This window comes from Patulibacter americanus DSM 16676, from assembly GCF_000420025.1.
Taxonomy (GTDB): domain Bacteria; phylum Actinomycetota; class Thermoleophilia; order Solirubrobacterales; family Solirubrobacteraceae; genus Patulibacter; species Patulibacter americanus.
In genome coordinates, this window is sequence record NZ_ATUD01000001.1 from 739,648 (window position 1) to 761,687 (window position 22,040).

Consider the following 22,040-nt stretch of genomic DNA (forward strand, 5'->3'; position numbering starts at 1 on the left):
GATGAGCGGCGGGGTGGCGGAGGCGGACGACGCGATCGCGGAGGTGGTGCCGGCGCCCGCCCCGCTCCTCCCCCTGACGGCCGCGCAGGAGGGCATCTGGTTCGCCGCGCGGCTCGATCCGGACGGCGCCGCCTTCGTCACCGCGGAGTGCCTCGAGCTGCGCGGCGACGTCGACCTGGAGCTCCTGGCCCGCGCGGTCCGCACGGCCGTCGACGAGGCCGAGGGCCTGCACGTCGTGCTCGAGGAGGCCGGCGACGCGCCGCTCCAGCGCGTCGCGCCGCCGGCGGACTGGCCGTTGCCGGTCGTCGACCTGCGCGGCGAGCCCGACCCGGACGCCGCGGCGCAGCGCTGGGCCCACGCGGCGTGGCGCCGGCCGCTCGATCCCGCGACGGACCGCCTGTTCGACGAGGCCCTGCTCCGGGTCGCGGACGATGTCGTCCTCTGGTTCCAACGCGTCCACCACCTCGCCGCCGACGCGACGGCCCTCTCGCTCCTGGCCCGCCGCGCGGCCGAGATCTACGGCGCGCTGCTCGCCGACGAGGCGCCCGTCGCCGCGTGGTTCCCGTCGCTGGCCGCCACGCTCGAGGTGGAGCGGGCCTACCGCGCGTCCCCCGCCGCGGAGCGCGACGCGGAGCACTGGCGCGGCCGCTGCACGCCGGCGCCGCGCGTCACGGTGCTGAGCGACCGCCCCGAGGGCGGCACCCACGAGATTCACCGGGCGAGCGTGCCCGTCGGCGACGGGCTGCGCGCGGCGCTGCACGCCGCGGGCGACGCGACCGGCGGCTCGTGGCCCGAGGTCGTGATGGCCGGCGTCGCGGCCTACGTCGCGCGCATGGCCGCGACGGCGGGCCGTGAGGACGACGAGCCCGTGGACGAGGTCGTCCTGGGCGTGCCGCTCCTCGCCCGCCTGGGCCCCGTCGCCCTGCGTAGCCCGGCGACGATGGTCAACGTCGTGCCGCTGCGCGTGCCCGTGCGTCCCGACGGCACGCCGGCCGACGTCGTCCGCGCGGTGACGGCCGAGATGCGCACCACGCGCCGCCACCAGCGCCACCGCGGCGAGGAGCTGCGCCGCACCGTCGGTGCCCTGGGCCGCGGCCGCGCGCTCTACGGCCCGCTGGTCAACGTGCTCCCGTTCGACTACGCGCTGCGCTTCGGCGACGTCGCCGCTGTCGTCCGCACCCTCGGCGCGGGCCCGGTCGACGACCTCTCCTTCAACCTCTACGACCGCGGCGACGCGCCCCCGCGCATCGACGTCGAGGCCAACGTCGCGCGGTACGCGGCCGACGACGCGCGGCTGCACGCCGAGCGGATCGCGGTCTGGCTCGAGCGGTTCGCGCGGGCGGTGGTGGACGGGGCGGCAGCGGCCGACGGGCCGGGCCCCGACGCCGGGCGGGCGGGCGGCGGTGGGCGGCCCGAAGCGCACGGTCGGCCGACGGTCGGCGCCCTCGACCTCCTCACCCCGCACGAGCGCGACCTCGTGCTCGACGGCTTCAACGCCACGGACCGCCCCGTCGACCCGTCGCTGACGCTCGTGGCCCTCATGGACCGTGCCCTGCGTGAGCATCCCGATCGCGAGGCCGTGCGCTGCGGCGACGACGCGGTGACCCTCGCCGAGCTGCACGCCCGCGCCGCCGTTCTCGCCGACGCGCTGCGGGCCGACGGGGCGGGGCCGGGCCGGATCGTCGCCGTGGCCGTCCCCCGCTCCGTCGACCTGCTCGTCGCGCTCGTCGGCGTGCTGCGCAGCGGCGCGGCGTACCTGCCCCTCGACGTCGACCTGCCCGCCGGAAGGCTCGAGGCGATGCTCGAGGACGCGCGGCCGGTGTCCGCGGTCGTGGCGGAGTCAGCGGACGGGGCCGCAGCGTGGGACGACGCGCTCGCGCGGCGTCGACCGGACGCGACGCGGGTGGAGCCCGCACCGGTGGGCGCGACGCGGGCAGGACAGCCGACGGACGAAGGCGGGCAGGTCGCCGACGCTCTCCGCGGCAGTTCCGCCACCGCAGAGGTGGCGGAACTGCCGCGTTGCCCTGAGCACACCGAGTTCCCCACGTCAGGGGTGGAGAACTCGGCGAGGTTCGGCCCGGAAGGCGGATCCGGCGCAGCGGCCCCCGGCCCCGACTCTCCGCCCCCGAACCCCGTCGCCCCGGCCGTTCCCCCCGGCCCCGACGACCCCGCCTACGTCCTCTACACCTCGGGCTCGACCGGCCGGCCGAAGGGCGTCGTGGTGCCCCATCACGCGATCGTCAACCGGCTGCTGTGGCAGGACGCCGCGCTCCCCATCGACGCGGCCCGCGGCGACCGGATCCTGCAGAAGACGCCCGTCGGCTTCGACGTCTCCGTCTGGGAGCTCTTCTGGCCGCTGATCGCCGCGGTCCCGCTCGAGGTCGCCCCGCCCGGCGCCCACCGGGATCCGCGGGCGATCGCCGCGCTGGTGGCGCGCACCGGGGTGACGCACGCGCACTTCGTCCCGTCGATGCTCGGGCTGTTCGTCGACGAGCCGCTCGCCGCGGAGTGCACGGGTCTGCGCCGGATCGTCTGCAGCGGCGAGGCGCTGCCGCCCGAGCTGCGCGACCGGCTCCGCGCCGTCCTCCCCGACACGGAGCTGCACAACCTCTACGGCCCGACGGAGGCGGCGGTCGACGTGACCCACTGGCCGTGCGCCGACGACGCCCCGGGCGACCCCGTCCCGATCGGCCGGCCCGTCTGGAACACGCGGACGCTCGTGCTCGACCCGCAGGGCCGCCCCGTCCCGATCGGCGCGACGGGCGAGCTGCACCTCGCCGGCGTCCAGCTGGCGGACGGCTACCTGGGTCGCCCCGACCTGACCGACGCGGCGTTCGTGCCGGGCCCGCTCGCCGGGGAGGACGCCCGCATGTACAAGACCGGCGACCTCGCCCGCTGGCGGCCGGACGGCGCGATCGAGTATCTCGGGCGGCGCGACCACCAGGTCAAGATCCGCGGCCAGCGGATCGAGACGGGCGAGGTCGAGGCGCGGCTGCTCGAGGACCCGGCCGTCCGCGGCGCCGCGGTGATCGCGCGGGACGACGGGCCCGGCGGGACGCGGCTGGTGGCCTACCTCGTCCCGGCCGACGCGACGTCCCCGCCCGCCCTCGAAGCCCACGCCCTGCGCCGCCGCCTGGCCGAGACGCTCTCCGACGCGATGGTGCCGTCGGCGTTCGTCGTGCTCGACGCCCTGCCGCTCACCCCGAGCGGCAAGCTGGACCGCCGCGCGCTGCCCGCGCCCGACGACGCCTCGACCGACGGAGCCCGGGGCGCCCCCGACGGCGCCGACGCCCCGCCGGCGACCCTGACCGAGGAGCTCGTCCGCGCGCTCTTCGCCGAGCTCCTGGCCCTCCCCCGCGTCGGCCCGGACGACGACTTCTTCCTCCTCGGCGGGCACTCCCTGCTGGCGGCCCGTGCGGTCGCCCGGCTCCGCGAGGCGCTGGGCCGCGAGGTCTCGATCGGCACGCTCTTCGCTGCCCCGACCCCGTCGGCGCTCGCCCTGGCGCTCGAGGACGAGGGCGACGGCGGCGCGCTCGACGTCGTCCTGCCACTGCGCCGCGGTGGCGATCGGCCGCCGCTGTTCTGCCTGCACCCTGCGGGCGGCATCGGCTGGGGCTACGCGGGCCTGGCGCGGCTGCTCCCCGCCGACCAGCCCGTGGTCGCGCTGCAGGCGCGCGGCCTCGCCGGCCCGCACGCGCTGCCGGTGACGATGGACGCGATGGTCGACGACTACGTCGCCCGCATCCGCGAGGTGTGGCCGACCGGGCCGTACCGGCTGCTCGGCTGGTCCGTCGGCGGCGTGATCGCCCAGGCGATCACCGCGCGGCTCGAGCACGAGGGCGCGGAGGTCGACCTGCTCGCGCTGCTCGACGCCTACCCCAGCGACCAGTGGCGCGACCTCGCCGCCCCGACCGAGGCACAGGCGCTGACGGCGCTGCTGAACATCGCGGGGCACGACCCGGGTCGCCTCGGGGATGAGCCCCTCACCCGCGAGGGCGTCGTGGCGGTGCTGCGCGAGGACGGCAGCGCCCTGGCGTCGCTGTCGGAGGAATCCCTCACCGCGATGGTGCGGATCGTGGTGAACAACGCGACCCTCATGCGCACCCACGTCCACCGCCCCTTCGGCGGCGACGCCCTGTTCTTCGCCGCCGGTGCGCCGCGGACGGAGACCTGGCTCGACGTGGCGGGGTGGGAGCCCTACGTCCGCGGCGGCCTGCGCGTGCGGACGCTGGAGTGCACGCACGCGCAGATGCTCCACGCGGGGCCGCTGCGCGAGATCGCGTCGGTGCTGGAGCGACAACTGTCGGGCGCCGGAGGGCGCTGACGCCCGCCGCATTCCGTGCGAACTTCCTCGGTGGCCGCGGCCAACTGGTGACGGATGACGCACGACGACGACCCATGCGTGGCGGGCCTGTGCGGCGACGCCGAGGCGTTCGCCGTGGTCTACGAGCGCCATGGGCCCGCGATCCTGCGGTACCTGACCCGCCGGCTCGGTCCCGACGTCGGCCAGGACGCGGCGCACGACGTGTTCGTCCGGGCGTTCGGGCTGCGCGCCGGGTACGACCGGGCGCGGGGCACCGTTGCGGGCTGGCTGTTCGGGATCGCGCTGAACGTCGCGTCGGAGCACCGGCGGGCCGACGGCCGACGGCTGCGGGCGCTGGAGCGCCTGGCGGGCGAGACGCCACGCTCGAGCCCCGGCGTGGCCCCACGCGCCGAACTGACTCCGGCGCTCGCCGGCGCGCTGCGGCGCCTGCCGGCGAAGGAGCGCGAGGCGCTGCTGCTCGTCGTCTGGGGCGAGCTGTCCTACGCCGAGGCGGCCGTGGCCCTGGACATCCCGCTCGGCACCGTCCGCTCCCGCGTCTCGCGCGCCCGCACCACCCTGCACGACGCCGTCGCCGATCACCGGCGCGCGGCCCCCGCGATCACGAACGGCGATGCGCATGTCTGACCCGCAGCTCGACGACGCCCTGAGGGCGCTCGGCGACGACGGCCTGGAGCCCCGTCTCGACGCGTCGGTCGCGCGGCTCAACCGTCGCCTCGCCCACGACCTCAGCGCGCTCAACACCTCCGGGGCCATCGGGACGACCGACGCCTCCGCGACGCCCGGAGCGCCCCGGGCGACCGAGGCCCCGGGGCGCCGCGGCTCCTCTCGCCCCGCGGGCCACGCCACGACGGGCCGCCGCCATCGGGTGCTCGTCGCCGCCGTAGCGTCCCTCGCGACCGCCGCGACCTTCACCGCCACCGCCGCCGTCGCCCTCACCGCCACCACCGGCTCGCCCGTCCCGCCGTTCGCGCGGGGTGACACGACGAACGTGTTCCCCGACCCGGGCACGGATCGCGTGACCGACGCCCGGTCCCCCGACCCCACCGGCGGTCCCCCCTGGGCCGTGCGGGTCGGGCGCACCGCCGACGGACTCGTCTGCGTCGGCACCGGCCAGGTGGCCCCCGGCGGCGCGTTCGGCGTCCGGGGGCTCGACGGCCGCTTTCGCGCGCTGCCCCCGTTCGGCAACGATGCCTGCGGCCCGGCGCCGCGCACGGGACGGCCACTGGTGCAGCTGCGCGGATTCTCCGGACCGGGCTCGCGCAGCCCCACCGGGGCGACGAGCGTCGTGTTCGGCTCGGGCGGCCCCGACCTGCGCAGCGTGCAGATCGCGGCGGGTGCGGGCGCGCCGCAGCCCGTCCGGATCGGCGATTCCGGGACCTTCGTGCTCGCCGTCGCCGGCCTGCCGGAGGGCGCGGCGCCCCGGGTGCAGCTGCGCTGGGACGACGGCACGGAGCGCACGGTGCAGCTCGGTCGCAACTCCTCCGTACCCGACCCGGAAGGCCGGGTGGGCTGGACGGCCTCGACGACGTTCTCCGGGCCCGGGGGCTGCGCGACGGTCGCGATCCTCCGCGTGCAGGGGTCCGGGGGCGCCAAGGTCTGCGGGCCCCTCGGCGGGCGTCAAGCGACGCTCGCGCCCGTCCGGGCGATGCACCGCGTCGGCCCGCGCTCGGCGCTTCTCGTCCGCCGCGACGAAGGCGATCGCATCGTCGTCCGGCTGCGGGGGCGTGAGGTCGCGACCGTGACCGTCCGAATGGCGGGACGCATGCGCACCACGACGTCGCGCACGCTCGTCCGGGACCGCGCGGGGCGCCGCCGGATCGCCCAGCGCACCGTCCGGACCCCTGGGCCCGGGCCCGCGGCCTCCGTCGCGATCCTGCCCGCCGGCGTTCGCCCCGCCGACCTGCGCGTCGAGGCCCTCCGGGACGGTCGGATCCGCGCGCTGCCGGTCGCCCAGACCCGCACGGGCAGCCCGTCCCCTTCCCGGTCCTCGTCCCCGCCCCCGACCGGAGGCCGCTGATGCTCCGTCGTCCCGCCACCCGCCGCCGTCTCGTCCCCGTCGGCCTGCTCCTCACCGCGGCGATCGCCGGGGTCATCGCCGGCCTGCTCAGCGCCTTCGCCGACGGCGCACCGTCCCGCCCCGCCACCGCGACGAGCACCGCGGTCGACGTGCCGCTCACGACCGGTCCGATGCGCACCGCCCGGCCCGGCGTGACCGTCCCCGGACACCACGAGCGGCTCCCGATCGCCATGCCCGAGCGCCCGGGGCGCGACGCGCGCGTGGTGGTGCGCACGGCCGACCCGTACGGCGGCCCCGACTGGGCGATCCGGACCTTCGCCGCCCGCTCGCTGCGCTCCAGCAGCGTCCGCCCGCCGCGGCGGGTCGCGCAGACCTGCGCCCAGGTCGGGCGCATCGTCGACGGCCTGTTCGTGTGGATCGACCCGCACCGCCCGCGGGCGCTGGGGGTCCCGGTCAACACGACGAGCACGACGGTGTGCACCGGCCGCAGCCGGGCCGTGGTGCTCGGAGCCCTGCGGCTGCCGGCCGCCGCCGACATCGGCGCGAACCCCCAGATCTCGGCGACCGTGGTGTGGGGCATCAGCCCGCGGCCCGGGACCCGCGTCGCGCTGCGCTCCCCGGACGACGCGCTGGACCTGCCGGCGCTGCGCGGCGGAGCACGACTCCGCGTCGTGCGCGGCGACCTCGACGTCGGTCGCCGCACCGCCGTCGCCGACGGGAAGCCGGTCGACGGAGCGGTCGACAACGCCCAGTACGGCCTGCCCAGCTTCTGGCAGGGCAAGGCCACGGGTGCCGACAACCCGCGGCTCCCCGGCGTCACCGCCGGCCTACGCCTGGCCGCGGTCGTGTCCGACCCGTCCTCCGACCGCCCGACCCTGCTGGCGACGTCCCGCGAGCCCGCGTCGGGCCGACCGTGCTTCGCGACCGTCGACCGCCTGGTCGGGGGCGAGCCCGTGCGGACCGTCTCGCCCACCGGGGCGCTCGCGCCCTCGTCGGCCGTGTGCAGCTCGGCGTTCGACGTCCCGCCGGGACGTTGGACGCTGCTGGGCGGCGGGGCGTCCAGCAACAGCTCCGAGCGCGACGCCGAGCACCGCCGGCTCCGGGAGCGGCGGACCCTCGCGGGCTCGAGCCGGCAGGCGTGGGCGTTCCCGCGCGAGATCACCGAGGTCGACCTGGAGGACCCGCTCGGTGTCCGCACCGTGCGGACCGTCCCCGTGGGCGACGCGTCGATCGTCTACGTGCAGCGAGCCGGGGACCTCCCGGTCGGCGGCCTCGGCTTCTTCGGCGGCGAGGAGCGCCGCGTGTTCACCGGCCGGAAGGCCGACGGGACGACCGTCGCGCTGCGGTACTGGCGACCGCGCTGAGCGGTCCCCGAACGCCGACGCCACCCACAGCGCCGACGCCACCCACAGCGCAACGCGTCCCTCAGCGCAGCCCCACCATCGGCGCCGCCGCCGACCGGTACGCCGCGTCCAGCACCCGGACCACGTCGTGTGCCAGCTGCAGGCTCCCCTGCTGCGGCGGCGCGCCGGATCGCAGGCGGCCGAGGATCGCGCTCATCTCGTCCGCGTAGGCGGGGTCGACGGTGAGCGTCGGCTCGCCGACCGGGTGCGGCCAGGACTGCGTCGTCGTGCCGACCTCGAAGCCCTCGTGCGGCTCGCGGACCGTCAGCTCCACCCGGCCCGGCAGCGGGAACAGCGAGAGCGTGCCGGTCGTGCCCACCACGTCGATCCGCCACAGCTCGACCCAGTCGCCGGCCTCCCAGGCCGTGACGTCGAGGGTGACGAGCTTGTCGGGGTAGCGCAGGATCGCGGCGCCGACGTCCTCGAACATCAGGCGGCCGACACGGGTGACGTCGCCGGGGGCGGGCGGGTCGAGGAGGTCGCGCTTGACGACGTCGGAGGCGACCGGGGTGCCGCCCTGCAGGCGCGCGACCGTGCCGACCACGCCGTCCGGCGGGCCGCAGAGGTCGAGCAGGATCTCCAGCAGGTGGCAGCCCTCCGTGAAGAGGACGCCGCCGAGGTCGCCGGGGACGCTCTGCCACAGCTCGTCGCCGCAGCCGTTCGGGCAGCCGCCGTGCGCACGGATCGCGGTGACGTGGCCCAGGACGCCGGAGCCGACGATGGCGCGGGCGCGGACGACGGCGGGCGCGTGGTGCAGCTCGTAGCCGACGGTGACGTCGACCGGGAGCGCGGCGAGACCCGCGACGAGGCGGTCCATCTCCTCCAGCGTGGGCGCCCCGGGCTTCTCCAGCAGGAGCGCGCGGCAGTGGGGCGCGGCGCGGAGCGCGACGTCGGGGACCTCGGTGTCGAGCCCCTCGACGACGGCGAGGTCGAGCCTGCCCTCCAGCGCCTCGGCGAGCGTGGCGAACCGGCGCAGGCCCGTCGCGGCGGCGAACCGGTCCGCCAGCTCGACGTCGGGCTCGTGGAACCCGACGACCTCGACGTCCGGCGCGTCGCGCAGCAGCGCCAGGCGCACGAGCACGTGCGGGTGGCGGATGCCGAGGAACGCCGCGCGCACCTAGCGACCCTCGGCGGGGGTACCGCCCGCGCCGCCGGCGGGGCGATCAGCGCCACCCGCCCCCGGACGCGCCGCCCGGGCGTGTCCGATCAGCGCCACGATCGCCTCGACCGCGGCCTCGACGATCGCGCGTCCCTTCTCCGCCGTCGCCACCCGCGGGTCGCCGATCACCGGGGTGTCGGAGAGGTCCGTCCACGGAGTGGGCGTCACGTCGAACGTGGCCGGCCGCTCGGGGTAGTTCGCTTCGGCCAGCTCCATCCGCACGCCCTCGGGCGCGAGGTGGAGCATGAGCGAGGTCTCCATCTCGTCGGCGTGGAAGTACGTGCCGTGCCAGCGCTCGGCCTCGAGCACCTGCTCCTGCACCGCGGCGGTGCCCGGGTAGGTGAGCGTGAGGACCGTCATGTCGTGCTCGTCGTGCAGCTGCCGGGCCGCGAGCTTCATCGCGTCGAGGTTGCCCATGTGGCCGTTGACGAGGGCGAGGACCTCGACACCCTGGCGCCGCAGCGAGACGCCGAGGTCGACGATCAGGCCTTGGAGCGTCGCGACGGAGAGGCTGAGCGTGCCCGGGAACCCCGCCGTCGACCAGGCCTGGCCGTAGGCGATCGGGGGCAGCACGAGCGCGTCGGGGATCCGCGCCTCGACCGCGTCGACGACGCCCTGGGCCAGGTCGTTGTCCGTGCCCAGCGGCAGGTGCTCGCCGTGGTTCTCGATCGCCCCCAGGGCCAGCAGCGCGACGGGCCGCGCGGCCAGGGCGGCGACAGCCTCCGACGAGGTCAGGCGGTCGAAGCGCATCGGCTCAGGCCGCCGCGCGGCAGGCGTCCAGCGCGGCCGCGAACCGCTGGGCGCGCTCGCGGATGTCGTCGTAGCGCCCCTCGGCGAGCGACGCGCCCGGGCACAGCTCGCCCCCCGCGCCGACGGCGATCGCCCCGGCGGCGAACCACTCGTGCAGGTTGTCGGCCGAGACCCCGCCCGTGGGCATGTAGGCCAGGTCGGGCAGCGGAGCGCGCAGGGCCTTGAGGTGCGCGGGACCGCCGAGCGAGCCCGGGAAGAGCTTGACCACGTCGACACCCAGCCGGCGCGCGCGCATGACCTCGGTCGGCGTCATCGCGCCCGCCATCGTGACCTTGCCCGTGGCCTGCATCGCGGCGACGAGCTCGTCGTCCAGCCCCGGCGAGACGAGGTACTCCGCGCCCGCGTCGGCGGCCTCGGCGGCCTGGTGCACGTCGAGGAGCGTGCCCGCGCCGAGCAGCACCTCGTCGCCGTGGCGTTCCTTCAGCGCGCGCAGCACCTCGGGGACGTTCGGCGTCGTGTAGGTGACCTCGACGGCGCGGATGCCGCCGGCGATCAGGGCCTCCACCGCGCCGAGCGCCGCTTCGACGGAGGGCGCGCGCAGCGTCGCGATGACGCCGGCGTCGCGCAGGTCGGCAAGGACGCTCATCGGGCGCTCCCCTCGGTCGTGGCGAGCCGCGCGGGCTCCCCGATGGTGAAGTGGCGGGCGGGGTTCTCGACCATGACCTTGTGCTCGATCTCCGCGATCTCGCGCGCGTCGCGGCCGCGCTCGGCCAACCGCTCGCGCAGGCGGGGAAGCCAGTCCGAGAGGATCCAGCCGACGCCGGGGCCGCGGGTGTAGCCGTACATGTCGCTCTTGCGGGCGAGGTCGCCGCCGACGAGCAGCTGGTCCAGGTGCCCCAGGTCGATCAGGTCGATCAGCATGTCGATGCGGCCGCTCTCGGGGCCGTACTTCACCTTCGACAGCTGGTCGATCAGCACGTACGCGCCGGACTCCGCGACCTTGCGGTAGAGCCACGGGTCGATGTTGCGCGTGAGGTGCGCGATCGTCAGCACGCGCGGGTCGACGCCCTCCTCCCGCACGATCTCGAGCTGCTCGAGCGCCATCGTGCCCGCCTCGGTGTGGGAGTGCAGCGGCGCGCCGGTCTGCAGGTGGGCGCGGCAGGCGGCGCGGATGACGCGCTCCTCGGCGACGGAGATCGAGTTGTAGCCCGTGCCGAACTTGATGACGCCGGCGCGCACGTCGGTGCCGTCGATGCCCTCCGTGACCTCGCGCAGCATGACCTCCTCGTACTGCTCGACGCTCCAGCCCTCGGTGCGCTCGTGGAACCACAGGCCCTTGTTGAACCCGCCGCACGCGATCAGCGTCACGCCGGTGCGCTCGCAGATCTCCTGCATCTTGCGCGGGTCGCGGCCGTAGTCCCAGGCGGTGGCCTCGAACATGGCCTGACCGCCGGCGGCCTGGAACCGCTGCACGTCGACGACGGCCTGGTCGACGTCGAGGATCACGAGGTCGGGGTCCTTCGTCGCCATCCACTCCGGAGGCGTCGAGATGAGGTGCTCGTGGGAGAGCGTGATCCCGAGGTCCTCGGGGGCGATGTCACCGGTGACGGTGCGGATCATGCTGGGGGACCTCCTGCCGGCGGGCGGCTTCGGTGGTGGCCGAGGGCGAGCGCGCGCGCCGCGGCGTAGCGGGCGGCGCGCTCGCGCCATGCGGACCGGTGCTGGGGGCGCGGGAGGCAGCGGCGCTGCCTCCGCGCGACGGTGGTGGGGTCGACGTCGGCCCCGATCGCCTGCGCGGCCAACAGGGCCGCACCGATCGCGGAGACGTCGGGCTGCTCGAGGACCTCGACGGGCCGTTCGAGCACGTCGGCCAGGATCTGCACCCAGACCGCGACGTTCGTGCCGCCGCCCGTGGCGCGGATCGGCGCCTCTCCGTCCTGGCCGATGAGGCGCAGGACCTCGGCGATCTCGAACGCGATTGCCTCGAACAGCGCGACCGCGATCTGCGGCGGGCCGGTGTGCGGCGTGATGCCGAGCAGGGCGCCGCGCATCTCGGAGACGAAGTCGGGCGTGCCGGTGCCCGAGAGCTGCGGGACGAAGACGAGCGGGTCGTCCGGGTCGGGGACGACGTCGGTGGGGAAGTCGATCGTGCCGCCCGCGAGCGTACGCAGCCAGTTCAGCGCCAGGCCGCCCGTGAGCAGCGAGGCCAGCGCATAGCCGCCGAGCTCGCCCGGGAGCGGGTGGTAGGTGAGCTTGCCGCGCCACGCCGGGTCGGGCGCGGCGTCGCCGAGCGCGGCGAGGACGGTGACGGACGTGCCGAGGGACAGCGCCACGGCGCCCGGGGCGGTCGCGGCCGCGCCGATCGCCGCGGTGGCCATGTCGCCGCCGCCCGCGGCGACCGGGGTCCCGACGGGCAGCCCGGTGAGCGCGGCGGCGTCGGAGGTCACCCGGCCGGCGACGTCGGCCGCGTCGATCAGGGGCGGGAACACGTGGGCCGGCAGCCCCGCGCGCTCGATCAGGTCGAACCGCCAGGTGCGGGTGCGGACGTCGACGAAGCAGGCGTTGGCCGCGTCCGTGGGCTCCGTGACCAGCGCGCCGGTCAGGCGCAGGCGCACGAGGTCCTTCGCCGACACCCACGCGGTGGCCGCCTGCAGCAGCGCGGGCTCGGCGTCGCGCAGCCACAGCAGGCTCGCGGCCGACATCGCGGTCGTGAGCGCGTTGCCGCCGGAGGCCTCGATCTCGGCGCGCAGCGCGGGGTCGAGCGCGGCGATCTGGGCCGCGCCGCGCGGGTCGGCCAGGAGCGGCGCGGGGCGCAGTGCGCGTCCCTCGTCGTCGAGCAGCACGACGGAGCTCATGTTCCCGGACAGCCCGACGCCGACGATCGCGGAGGGGTCGACGGAGAGCCGGCCGATCGCCTCGACGGTCGCGTCCCACCACCCGTCGGCGTGCGCCTCGACGACGCCCGCGGCGGGGTGCAGCGCGTGGTCGGCGCGGACGCACTCGAGCACGCGCCCGTGCGTGTCGAGGACGAGCGCCTTGACCGACGAGGTCCCGATGTCGATGCCGAGCAGCAGCGGCGCGCTCACGGGCGGACGTCCGCCAGCGACGGCACCGGGTGCTGAGAGCCCTCGGTGGCGGGCAGCACCGTGATCTTGACCCGGTACGCGTCGGCGCGGACGAACGACTCCACGAACTCCGCGGCCCGGCCGTTGGCCAGGTACGCGGTGCGGCGCACGACGAGGACGCCCGAGCCCGTCGGCACGCCGAGCGCCGTCGCGAGGTCATCGTCCGTGGTGCTCGCGGTGTACTCCTCGTCCGCCCAGCTCGGCCGGCCGTCGGCGCCGTAGTGCTTCGACAGCTGGCTGTAGAGGGACGAGCCGGCGATCGCGTCGGCGTCGAGCTCCGCGTAGAGCGCGGTCGGGAGCCAGGAGCGCACGTCGACGACGGGTCGCTCGTCGGCCAGGATGGTGCGCTCGAGCGCCCAGACCTCGGCGCCGGGCTCCAGGCCGAGCGTCGCGGCGATCTCGTCCGTGGCGGGCACGCGGTCGCAGCGCCGCACGACCTCGCGGGTCTCGTGCCCGGCCTCGCGCAGGTCCTCGGTGAAGCTCGGCAGCCGACCGGCCTGGAGGTTGCGGGTGAAGCTGCCGGGCTTCGGGCTGGCCTTGAACGTGCCGCGGCCCTGCACGCGGACGACGAGCTCCTGGTGCTCGAGCTCGCGGAGCGCCTGCACGGCAGTGCCGCGGCTGACGCCGACGGAGCGCGCGATCTCGGACTCCGACGGCAGGCGGGTTCCCGTCGCGAGCGGCGCGAGCAGCGTCGTGAGCTGCTCGACGATCTGCCGGTAGATCGGCACGCCGCTCTGGGTGTCGATGGGCCGCAGGCTGGATGCCGGGAGCGTGGACTCGATCTGGGTCATGCGTCGTCCCTCCCTCGTGCGCCCCGGTTGAGCCGGCGGCTGACGAGCATCATGATGATCAGGATCAGGCCCTGGGCGATGTACTGCGTGGCCGAGGGCACGCCGAGCGTCTCGAGGATCGTGTCGAGGAACACGAGCACCAGCACGCCCGCGAAGGGACCCGCCAGGCCGCCGATGCCGCCGGCAAAGGCGACGCCGCCGATCACCGCGGCCGCGACCGTGGTCAGCGTGTAGGAGTCGGCCGCGTTGACCGACGCCGCGCCCGAGTAGGCGGTGAGCTGCATGCCCGCGATCGCGGCGCACATGCCGGCGATGACGTAGGCGCCGATCACCTTGCGCGAGGTCGCGATGCCGGAGAGCCACGCGGCGCGCGGGTTCGCGCCGGTCGCGTAGAGGCCCTTGCCCCAGGTCGTCCGGTAGAGGACGAACGCCACGAGGCTCCAGAGCGCGACCCAGACCACGATCGACACCGGGAGGAACCCGAGGATGCGGTCGTCGGCGATGGCGCGGAAGCCCGGGGCGACGTTGCCCTTCGGCTGGCCCTCCGTCCACACGTAGTAGATGCCCTGCAGGATCGTGCCGACGGCGAGCGTGGCCAGCAGCGGGGCGATCCGCAGCTTCGCGACGAGCAGGCCGTTGACGACGCCCACCGCGCCGCCGGCCGCGATCGTGACGGCGACGGCGAGCGGGATGTTCCCGTTCGACCCGTCCATGATCACCGCGGAGACGATGCTGGCCAGGTTCATGACCGGACCGATGGAGAGGTCGAGCCCGCCCGAGAGCATCACGACGGCCTGGCCGATGACGGCCATGCCGAGCTGCGCGTCCTGCCCGACGATGTTCAGGATCCGCTCGGGCGAGAACCCGTTCTTCGTCGTCAGGCCGAGCGCGATGACGAACAGCAGCGCGAGGCCGTAGGAGACGCCGAGCGAGCGGTGGCGGCCCAGGGCCTGCAGGCGCGTCGGCGCCGCGGGCGTGGTCGCCTCCGGGTTCTCCGCCGGCGGCGTCACGGTCGGGGCGCTCATGCGGGCGCCCCCGCGTCGGGCTTCGACCCTCGGCCGGGCAACAGCCGCACCCCGCCGATCTTCAGCTCGCCGCCGGCCGCGTTGTAGAGCGCCAGCGCGACGATGAGGATCATCCCCTTGGTGATGTACTGGTAGTACGAGAAGACGCCCGCGAGGTTGAGCAGGTTGTCGACGAGCGCCAGCAGCAGGACGCCGGGGATGATCCCCAGGAGCGCGCCGCGTCCGCCGACGACGGCGATGCCGCCGAGCAGCACCGCGGTGATCGAGTCGAGCGAGAACGCGTCGCCGATCAGCGGGTCGCCGGAGAACACGCGGCCGACGAGCACGAGGCCGCCGAGCGAGGCCAGCAGGCCGCTGAGCGCGTAGGCCACGATCAGCGTCCGGTTCGTGCGCAGCGCGGCGCGGCGGGCGCCGATGCCGCTGTGGCCGACGGCGTAGAGCGTGTGACCGAAGCGCGTCTCGCTCGTCAGCAGCCAGGCCACGACGACCACGCCGAGCGAGATCAGGAAGGTCAGGGGCACGGAGCCGAACGACCACGTCAGGCCCTCGAGCAGGCTCGCGGGGACGGTCCCCCCGGGCGAGTCCATGATCAGGAGCGCGCCGCCCTTGACGATGCCCATCGTGGCCAGGGTCATCACGAGCGGGTTGATCCCGGCCGCGACCCCCACGCCGTTGGCGGTGCCGATCACGACGCCCGCGACGACGACGAGGGCGACGTTCAGCGTGCCGGAGCCGTCGCCCAGCGAGGACGCCGTGATGACGGTGGCGAGGCTGACCACGGAGCCGACGGAGAGGTCGATCCCGCCCGTCAGGATGACGATGCCCTGGCCGGCGGCCACGAGCAGCAGCGGCGCCATGCCGAGCAGGAGCGAGCTGGCGTTCGTGCCGGTGCGGAACGGGGTCGAGACCGCGAACGCGACGACCACGGCGAGGATCGTGACGATCCAGATCGGGATCGTCGGCTTGAGGTTGGCGCGCGTGGTGGCGCCGAGGACGGCGCTCATGCGGCCGCCCGCCCGGACGCCAGAGCCATGATCGACTCCTCCGTCGCGTCCGCGCCGTCGACGGTGCCGGTGATGCGGCCCTCGTACATGACGTGGATCTCGTCGGCCAGGCCGAGCAGCTCGAGCATGTCGGTCGACACGAGGAGCACTCCCATTCCGTCGTCGGTGAGCTCGCGCAGGAGCCGGTAGATCTCGGCCCGCGCGCCGACGTCGACGCCGCGCGTCGGGTCGTCGAGCACGAGCACGCGCAGGTCGCCGGCCAGGAGCCAACGGCCGAACAGGACCTTCTGCTGGTTGCCGCCGGAGAGGTCGGCCACGCGCTGGAAGGTCGAGCTGTAGCGCAGGTGCAGCCGCTCGATCACGGGGTCGATCGCGCGCGACTCCCGGCCGGGGCTGACGACGCCGCGCGGGTGCAGGCGGCGCTGGGCGGCCGTGGCGAGGTTGTCGCGGATCGACAGCGGGAGGAACAGCCCGGCCTCGCGGCGGTTCGGCGGCACGTAGGCGATGCCCGCCTTCAGCGCGCCGCGCGGATCGCGCAGGCGGGTGTCCTGGCCGGCCACGCGGATCGTGCCGGCGTCGGGGCTGCGCACGCCCGTCGCCAGCTCGGCGACGGTGTGCTGCCCGTGGCCCTCGAGCCCCGAGACGCCGACGATGCGGCCGGCCTCGACGCGCAGCGTGATGTCGTGCACGCCGCCGCCGGTGATCCCGTCGAGCTCGAGTGCGGCGATCCCGCCCCGCGGGGCCTCCGCACCACGCGGCGGGTAGAGCTGCTGGATCTCGCGGCCCACCATCGTCTGGATCAGGCGGTCCTCGTCCCACTCGGCCTTCGGGCCGGCGGCGACGAGCGCGCCCGTCCGCATCACGGCGATGAGGTCGGAGAACTGGAAGACCTCGTCCAGGCGGTGCGAGACGAAGACGACGGCCGTGCCCTCGTCCGTCAGGCGCTGGACGGCGCGGTGCAGCAGCTGCACCTCGCCCTGCTCCAGCGACGAGGTGGGCTCGTCGAGGATGAGCAGCTTGGGGGTCGTCGCGATGGCCTTGGCCACCTCGACGAGCTGGCGCTCGGCGGCGCCGAGGTCGGCTACGGGCCGGTCGGGGTCGATGTCGAACCCGACGCGGTCCAGCGCGGCCCGGGCCTGCACCTTCGACGCCCGGTGGTCGGTCAGCCCGATCCGGTTGCGCGGGGTGCGGCCGAGGGTGATGTTCTCGCCGACCGTGAGGTTCGGGAAGAGGCTGAGCTCCTGGTGGACGATCGCCACGCCGGCGCCCCGGCTGTCGGCCGGGGTGCCGCGGAGGACGTGGCCGTCGACGGCGAGCTCGCCCTCGTCGGGCACGACCTCGCCGGCGATCATCGCCATGAACGTCGACTTGCCGGCGCCGTTCTCGCCCATGAGGGCGAGGACCTGGCCGGCGGGGACCTCGAGCGAGACCCCCGCGACGGCCTGGGTGGCGCCGAACCGCTTCGAGACGTCGGTGCAGCGGAACATCGTGGTGCCTACTTCGAGAACAGCGCGTCGACCTGGGCGTCGGACAGCCGCGTGTTGACCCAGAAGGAGTCGGGCAGGTCCGTGCGCACGAACTCCTGCAGGTCGTCGTTCGTGATCGTCGGCGGCGTGAGGACGTTGTCCTTCTCGAACGGCTCGCCCTTCAGCGCCTTGATCGTCGTCTTGAGCGCGTCGTCCGCGAGCCACGTCGGGTTCGTGACGCCGACGGAGTCGAAGCCCTGGTCCTTGAGCTCGACCCACTCCTTCATCAGGCCGTTGTTGTTCTCGCCGACCATCGGGACGAGGTCCTTGCGGGCCGCCTGGAAGGCCTGGATCGCGCCGAGGGTCATGGCGCCGCCCTGCGACCAGACACCGTCGACCTCGGGGTGCGAGGAGAGCATGTTCGAGACGGCGCGCTTGGCCTGCGCCTCGTCCCACGAGGCGTGGGCGTCGGCGACGATCTTGATGCCCGGGTACTTCTTGAAGACCTCCTTGGCGCCGTCGAAGCGCAGGGAGTCCGTGGACACGCCGGCGATGCCGTTCAGCGCGTAGATGTTGCCCTTGCCGCCGAGCTTGTCGGCGAGCCACTGGGCGCCCGCGGCGCCGAACTTCTTCTGGTCGACGGTGACGAGCGACGTGTACTCGTCCGTGTCGGCCTCGGCCGAGAGCAGGATGACCGGGATGCCGGCGGCCTTCGCCTGCTTGATGACCGGGACCGTCGCCGACGGCGAGATCGGGGTCATGATGATCGCGTCGACCTTGCGCGAGATCATCGACTGCACGTTCGAGATCTGCTTCTGGACCTGGTTGTCGGACTGCGTGTAGACGACCTTGGAGATGTCGCCCTTGTTGCGCTCGGCCGAGGCCTTGAACTCCTGGTAGAGCTGGACGGACCAGCTGTTGCCGAGCCAGTACACGTCGTAGCCGATGGTGAAGGGCCCGCTCTTGCCCTCGGGGGCCGCGTCGCTCTTCGAGCTGGACACGGAGGAGCCGCCGCAGCCGGCCACGACCGCTACCGCGGCGAGGGCGGTCAGCGCCAAGAGGAGGCGCCGGAAGGTCCGGTGGAAGGTGGAAGTCATCGTTCTTCTCGTTCGGGTTTCCGGCCCCGTATTCGCGCCGGCTTGCGGCATCCTGCCACAGGGTCAGTCGACTAGTCAACCTGTCGACTGTCCAGGCGGAGGACGGGACGATTGGGACAACGGGCCAAACGGCGTGTGCGGCAGGGCACTTCTGGGGCGTGACGGCCGGCACATCCTGGGCGTGACGGCGAACACAACAGCGCGTCGTCCCGGCTCGCCACCCGCGCGCCCCCACCCGGCCCGGACTCGTCGTTGCTGACCGCGCCGCCCTACCGCCCCCGCCGGTGCCACTCCGTGAACAGGAGCCACATCAGGTAGACGCCACCGACCGCACCCGTCATCACGCCGACCGGCAACGGCGTGGCCGGCCAGACGCGCTGGGCGGCCAGGTCGCTCGCGGCCAGCAGCAGGCCGCCCATGATCGCGGCGGGCAGCAGGCCCGGGCCCGTGGCGTGGGTCAGGCGCCGGGCGAGCTGCGGGGCCGCCAGGGCGACGAACGCGACCGGGCCCGTCGACGCGGTGGCGACCGCGGCGAGCGCGACGGCCACGATCACGAGCAGCATCCGGGAGCGCTCCGTGTGCACCCCAAGGGCGGCGGCGGTGTCGTCGCCCATCTCGAGCATCCGCAGGTCGCGGCCCGCCATCAACGCCAGCGGCACGAGCACCACGAGCGCCACCGCGACGGGGCCCACGTGCTCCCAGCCGCGGCCGTTCAGGCTGCCGACGAGCCACAGGCGTGCGCTCTGCGAGGTCTCGAGCGTGACCTTCGTGAGCAGGAACGCCGTCGTCGACGCCAGCAGCGTGCTGAAGCCGATGCCGATCAGGACGATGCGGTAGCCCTGGGTGCCCCCGGCCCGCTTGGCGAGCGCCATCACCGCCGCCGCCACCACGAACCCGCCGACGATCGCCCCGCCGGCGATGGCGACCATGCTACCACCGAAGACGGCGATCTGCAGCACCGCGCCGACGGCCGCGCCCTGCGTGAACCCGATGACGTCGGGGCTCCCCAGCGGGTTGCGCGTGAGGCTCTGGAAGACCGCGCCGGCGACGCCGAGCGCTGCACCGACGAGCAGCGCGTCGAGCACCCGCGGCAGCCGCAGCTCCTCGATGATGATGTCCGCGCCCGGCGGCCCGCTCCCGGCGATCGTCCGCAGCACCTCGGCGGGGCTGAGCGGATAGTCACCGGTGCCGACGGCGAGCACGGAGACGATCGCGCAGAGGACGAGCAGCCCCGCGCCGACGACGAGGGAGCGCAGGTGCAGGCGCAGCGAGACGGCGCCGCCGCGCAGGCGGACGACGCGCCCGGTGCCCGAGCTGACGGCCGGCGCGCTCACAGCTGGGCGATCCGACGGCGGCTGACGAGGGCGATGAAGAAGGGGGCGCCGATGAACGCCGTGACGACCGCGACCTGGACCTCGGCGGGCGGGTCGATGAGCCGGCCGATGACGTCGGCGGTGAGCACGAGCGCCGGCCCGAGCAGGGCGCAGTAGGGCAGGATCCAGCGCTGGTCCGGGCCGGTGATCGCGCGGGCGGCGTGCGGCACGGTCAGCCCGACGAACGCGATCGGGCCCGCCGCCGCGGTCGCCGCGCCGCTGAGCGCCGTGATGGCCAGCAGCGAGAGCGCGCGGATCCGGCCCGGTCGCGCGCCGAGCGCCCGCCCGGTGTCGTCTCCCAGCGCGAGCACGTTGAGCGAGCGGGCCAGCAGGAGCGCCAGGACGAGCGCGGGCACGATGAACGCGCCCATCTGGCCCACGATCCCGATCTCCCGGCCGCTGAGCGCGCCGACCTCCCAGTACCGGAACTGCTCGAAGACCTGCGGCTTGAGCAGCACCATCGCGGCGATGAACGCGGTCAGGGCGGCCGTGACGGCCACGCCCGCCAGCGCGAGCCGCACGGGCGACGCTCCCGAGCCGCCGCCCGCGCCGAGCCCGTAGACGAGCAGCGAGATCGCGCCGGCGCCGAGGAACGCGAACCACACGTACTCCGCGGGCTGCGTGACGCCGAGGGTCGCCATCGCGATGACCACGGCCGCGGCGGCCCCCGCGTTGACCCCGAGCAGGCCCGGGTCGGCGAGCGGGTTGCGGGTGAGGGACTGCATGAGCGCGCCCGCCACGCCGAGCGCGGCGCCGACGAGCAGCCCGAGCAGGGTCCGCGGCACGCGGAGCTCGCGGACGATCCGGTCCGTCGGGCGACCCTCGGCGTGCCAGAGGGCGTCCCAGACGTCGCCCGGCGGGATGGTCCGCGCGCCGACCGCGATGCTCGCGACGACGGCCACCAGCAGGAGCCCGGCGGCGGCGAGCAGGCCGAGCCAGCGCAGGCTGCTGCCGCGCGCGGCCGACCGCGACGGCGCGGCGTTCGCCGGGACGGACGCGGTGCTCACGCGGCGCCTCCGCCGGCCCGGTCGCCGCGCGTCGCGCGGCTCCGGCCGTCGTCGGTGGCGGCGGCCGGCGCGGGGCGTGCTGCCTCGCCCGACGGCGCGCGCCCGCCGCCGAGGCCGTCGCGGGTGAGCGACCGCAGCCCGTCGGCCAGCCCGCCGCGCCAGCAGAGCGCGTCGTGGCCGCCCTCGTACTCGACGTAGACGTGGTCGTCGCCCCGTGCGACCAGGACGTCGCGCAGCGCGCGATGGGCGGGCAGCAGCACCCACTCGTCCCGGCCGACCTCGACGTGGAACCGCACGCGGGCGGACGCCGCGCCGGTCGGCGAAGGCGCTGCGGGCGCCGCTCCGACGGGCGAGGGCGCGGCGGATGCCCCGGCGCCGGGCGCCGCCGCGAACGCGCGGACCGTCGGGGAGGGGGCGTCGGCCGCCGCCTGGTCCGGGAACCACAGGGAGGCGGACTGGGCCAGGACGCCGGCGACGCGGTCCGGGGCGTGCAGCGCGGCCCGCAGGGCCGCGAGGCCGCCGAGGCTCGAGCCGGCGACGAGGATCCCGCCCGGCGCCTCGTCGCGGAGCGCCGGCACGTGCGCGCGGGCCCAGTCGGGGAGCGTGCGGGTCAGCAAGTCGAGGTACGGCGCGCCGGCCGTCATGTCGCCCCAGCGGTCGGCGGTCGCACGCCCGTCGAGCATCAGCGTCACGAGCGGCGGGACGAGCCCGTCGTGGTGCAGCGCGTCGAGGATCGCGGGGGCGTCGCGGCGGCCGATCCACTCGTCGCCGTCGAGCAGCACCAGCAGGCGGTGCGGCCGACCCGTCGTGCCCGCGGGGACGTGGACCCATGCGCGGCGCACGTCGTCGAGGCCCGGGACCTCGTGCGCGGTGACCGTGCCGACGGGGACCCCGGGGCCGCGCTTCACGTGGGTCTGCGGCGGGGCGTCGGGCAGCTCGAGGACGGAGAGGTCGCAGCCGCCGCGCACGCCCGGGAACGACCGCGGGTTGCGCGGGTCGGGCTGCGCGCGCGTGGCGACGCCACGCCAGCGCGAGGCGGGGCCCAGCGCCGCGTCCTCCACGGGCGCGTCGCCGTCGTCCGGGGCCAGCGCGTAGGTGCCGCGCCACGAGGACGCCAGCCGGAACGCGCGGTGCCACACGTCGGTCCCCTCCAGCCGCTCCAGGGCGCTGTGCTCGGGCACCGTCGGGTCGGTGAGCTTGTTGGCCAGGAGCAGCACGCCCCGGGTGCCGGGGCCCGTCCCGTGGCGGTCGCGCCAGAGGAAGGTGACGATCCGCTCGCCCGGGGCGCCGAGAACCTCTTCGACGAGCGGCGTGCCGTCGCGGTCGATCCGGGCCCAGAAGGCGGCGAGGACCTGCGCTGGCCCGCCGGGGGCCGCGGCGTTGGGAGCCGCGGCGCCGGTCGCCGCGTCGAGCGCCGCCTGCAGCGCCGCCACGGCGGGCGACGGCGCCACGGGTGGTGGCGGGTCCTTCGTCCACCGCGGGGGACGGAACGCCGGGGC

Annotated in this window: 17 protein-coding genes; 4 read left to right on the top strand and 13 right to left on the bottom strand. The window is 75.5% G+C overall.

Going from position 1 to position 22,040, the window contains the following annotated elements:
* Position 1 precedes the first annotated feature (1 nt).
* From F593_RS22190 to F593_RS0103570, 4 genes are read left to right on the top strand one after another with little or no spacing between them, the layout of a single operon-like run.
* Complete coding sequence (locus F593_RS22190; protein ID WP_022927387.1) at positions 2-4,324, top strand: non-ribosomal peptide synthetase; 4,323 nt, start codon at positions 2-4, stop codon at positions 4,322-4,324.
* Between the two features lie 54 nt (positions 4,325-4,378).
* Complete coding sequence (locus F593_RS22195) at positions 4,379-4,948, top strand: RNA polymerase sigma factor (RefSeq protein WP_084629310.1); 570 nt, start codon at positions 4,379-4,381, stop codon at positions 4,946-4,948.
* Positions 4,941-6,341: a hypothetical protein gene (locus tag F593_RS0103565; RefSeq protein WP_157251531.1), complete on the top strand. Its 1,401-nt coding sequence runs from the start codon at positions 4,941-4,943 to the stop codon at positions 6,339-6,341. The genes F593_RS22195 and F593_RS0103565 overlap by 8 nt, the downstream gene beginning before the upstream one ends.
* Positions 6,341-7,705, top strand: coding sequence for a hypothetical protein (locus tag F593_RS0103570; protein WP_022927390.1), 1,365 nt, complete (start codon positions 6,341-6,343; stop codon positions 7,703-7,705). The genes F593_RS0103565 and F593_RS0103570 overlap by 1 nt, the downstream gene beginning before the upstream one ends.
* A gap of 61 nt (positions 7,706-7,766) precedes the next feature.
* On the opposite strand, the gene F593_RS0103575 is transcribed toward F593_RS0103570, so the two are convergent.
* From F593_RS0103575 to fes, 13 genes are all read right to left on the bottom strand, one after another.
* A complete protein-coding gene (locus F593_RS0103575; protein ID WP_022927391.1) occupies positions 7,767-8,861 on the bottom strand; it encodes a Gfo/Idh/MocA family protein in 1,095 nt (364 codons plus the stop codon).
* The gene (locus F593_RS22200; RefSeq protein ID WP_022927392.1) at positions 8,862-9,653 is read right to left on the bottom strand and encodes a creatininase family protein; all 792 of its coding nucleotides are present in this window, start codon (positions 9,651-9,653) and stop codon (positions 8,862-8,864) included.
* Between the two features lie 4 nt (positions 9,654-9,657).
* Complete coding sequence (locus tag F593_RS0103585; RefSeq protein ID WP_022927393.1) at positions 9,658-10,299, bottom strand: bifunctional 4-hydroxy-2-oxoglutarate aldolase/2-dehydro-3-deoxy-phosphogluconate aldolase; 642 nt, start codon at positions 10,297-10,299, stop codon at positions 9,658-9,660.
* Complete coding sequence (locus F593_RS22205) at positions 10,296-11,273, bottom strand: phosphotriesterase family protein (RefSeq protein WP_051160386.1); 978 nt, start codon at positions 11,271-11,273, stop codon at positions 10,296-10,298. The genes F593_RS0103585 and F593_RS22205 overlap by 4 nt, the downstream gene beginning before the upstream one ends.
* Entirely contained in the window at positions 11,270-12,739 is a 1,470-nt protein-coding gene (locus F593_RS0103595) for a xylulokinase (RefSeq protein ID WP_022927395.1), read from the bottom strand. The genes F593_RS22205 and F593_RS0103595 overlap by 4 nt, the downstream gene beginning before the upstream one ends.
* Complete coding sequence (locus tag F593_RS0103600; protein WP_022927396.1) at positions 12,736-13,569, bottom strand: GntR family transcriptional regulator; 834 nt, start codon at positions 13,567-13,569, stop codon at positions 12,736-12,738. The genes F593_RS0103595 and F593_RS0103600 overlap by 4 nt, the downstream gene beginning before the upstream one ends.
* The gene (locus tag F593_RS22210) at positions 13,566-14,594 is read right to left on the bottom strand and encodes an ABC transporter permease (protein WP_022927397.1); all 1,029 of its coding nucleotides are present in this window, start codon (positions 14,592-14,594) and stop codon (positions 13,566-13,568) included. Before F593_RS22210 ends, F593_RS0103600 begins: the two co-directional genes overlap by 4 nt.
* Positions 14,591-15,598, bottom strand: a complete 1,008-nt coding sequence (locus tag F593_RS22215; protein WP_022927398.1) for an ABC transporter permease — start codon at positions 15,596-15,598, stop codon at positions 14,591-14,593. The genes F593_RS22210 and F593_RS22215 overlap by 4 nt, the downstream gene beginning before the upstream one ends.
* Positions 15,595-17,085, bottom strand: a complete 1,491-nt coding sequence (locus F593_RS0103615; protein ID WP_022927399.1) for a sugar ABC transporter ATP-binding protein — start codon at positions 17,083-17,085, stop codon at positions 15,595-15,597. The genes F593_RS22215 and F593_RS0103615 overlap by 4 nt, the downstream gene beginning before the upstream one ends.
* An 8-nt stretch (positions 17,086-17,093) precedes the next feature.
* Positions 17,094-18,161 carry an ABC transporter substrate-binding protein gene (locus F593_RS0103620; protein ID WP_022927400.1) on the bottom strand — a complete coding sequence of 356 codons (1,068 nt, stop codon included), beginning with the start codon at positions 18,159-18,161 and terminating at the stop codon, positions 17,094-17,096.
* Positions 18,162-18,430: 269 nt separating this feature from the next.
* A complete protein-coding gene (locus tag F593_RS0103625; RefSeq protein WP_022927401.1) occupies positions 18,431-19,495 on the bottom strand; it encodes a FecCD family ABC transporter permease in 1,065 nt (354 codons plus the stop codon).
* On the bottom strand, positions 19,492-20,541 hold the full coding sequence (locus F593_RS0103630) for a FecCD family ABC transporter permease (RefSeq protein ID WP_022927402.1): 1,050 nt from the start codon (positions 20,539-20,541) through the stop codon (positions 19,492-19,494). Before F593_RS0103630 ends, F593_RS0103625 begins: the two co-directional genes overlap by 4 nt.
* Complete coding sequence (gene fes / locus F593_RS22220; RefSeq protein ID WP_157251533.1) at positions 20,538-21,992, bottom strand: enterochelin esterase; 1,455 nt, start codon at positions 21,990-21,992, stop codon at positions 20,538-20,540. Before fes ends, F593_RS0103630 begins: the two co-directional genes overlap by 4 nt.
* Positions 21,993-22,040: the final 48 nt, after the last annotated feature.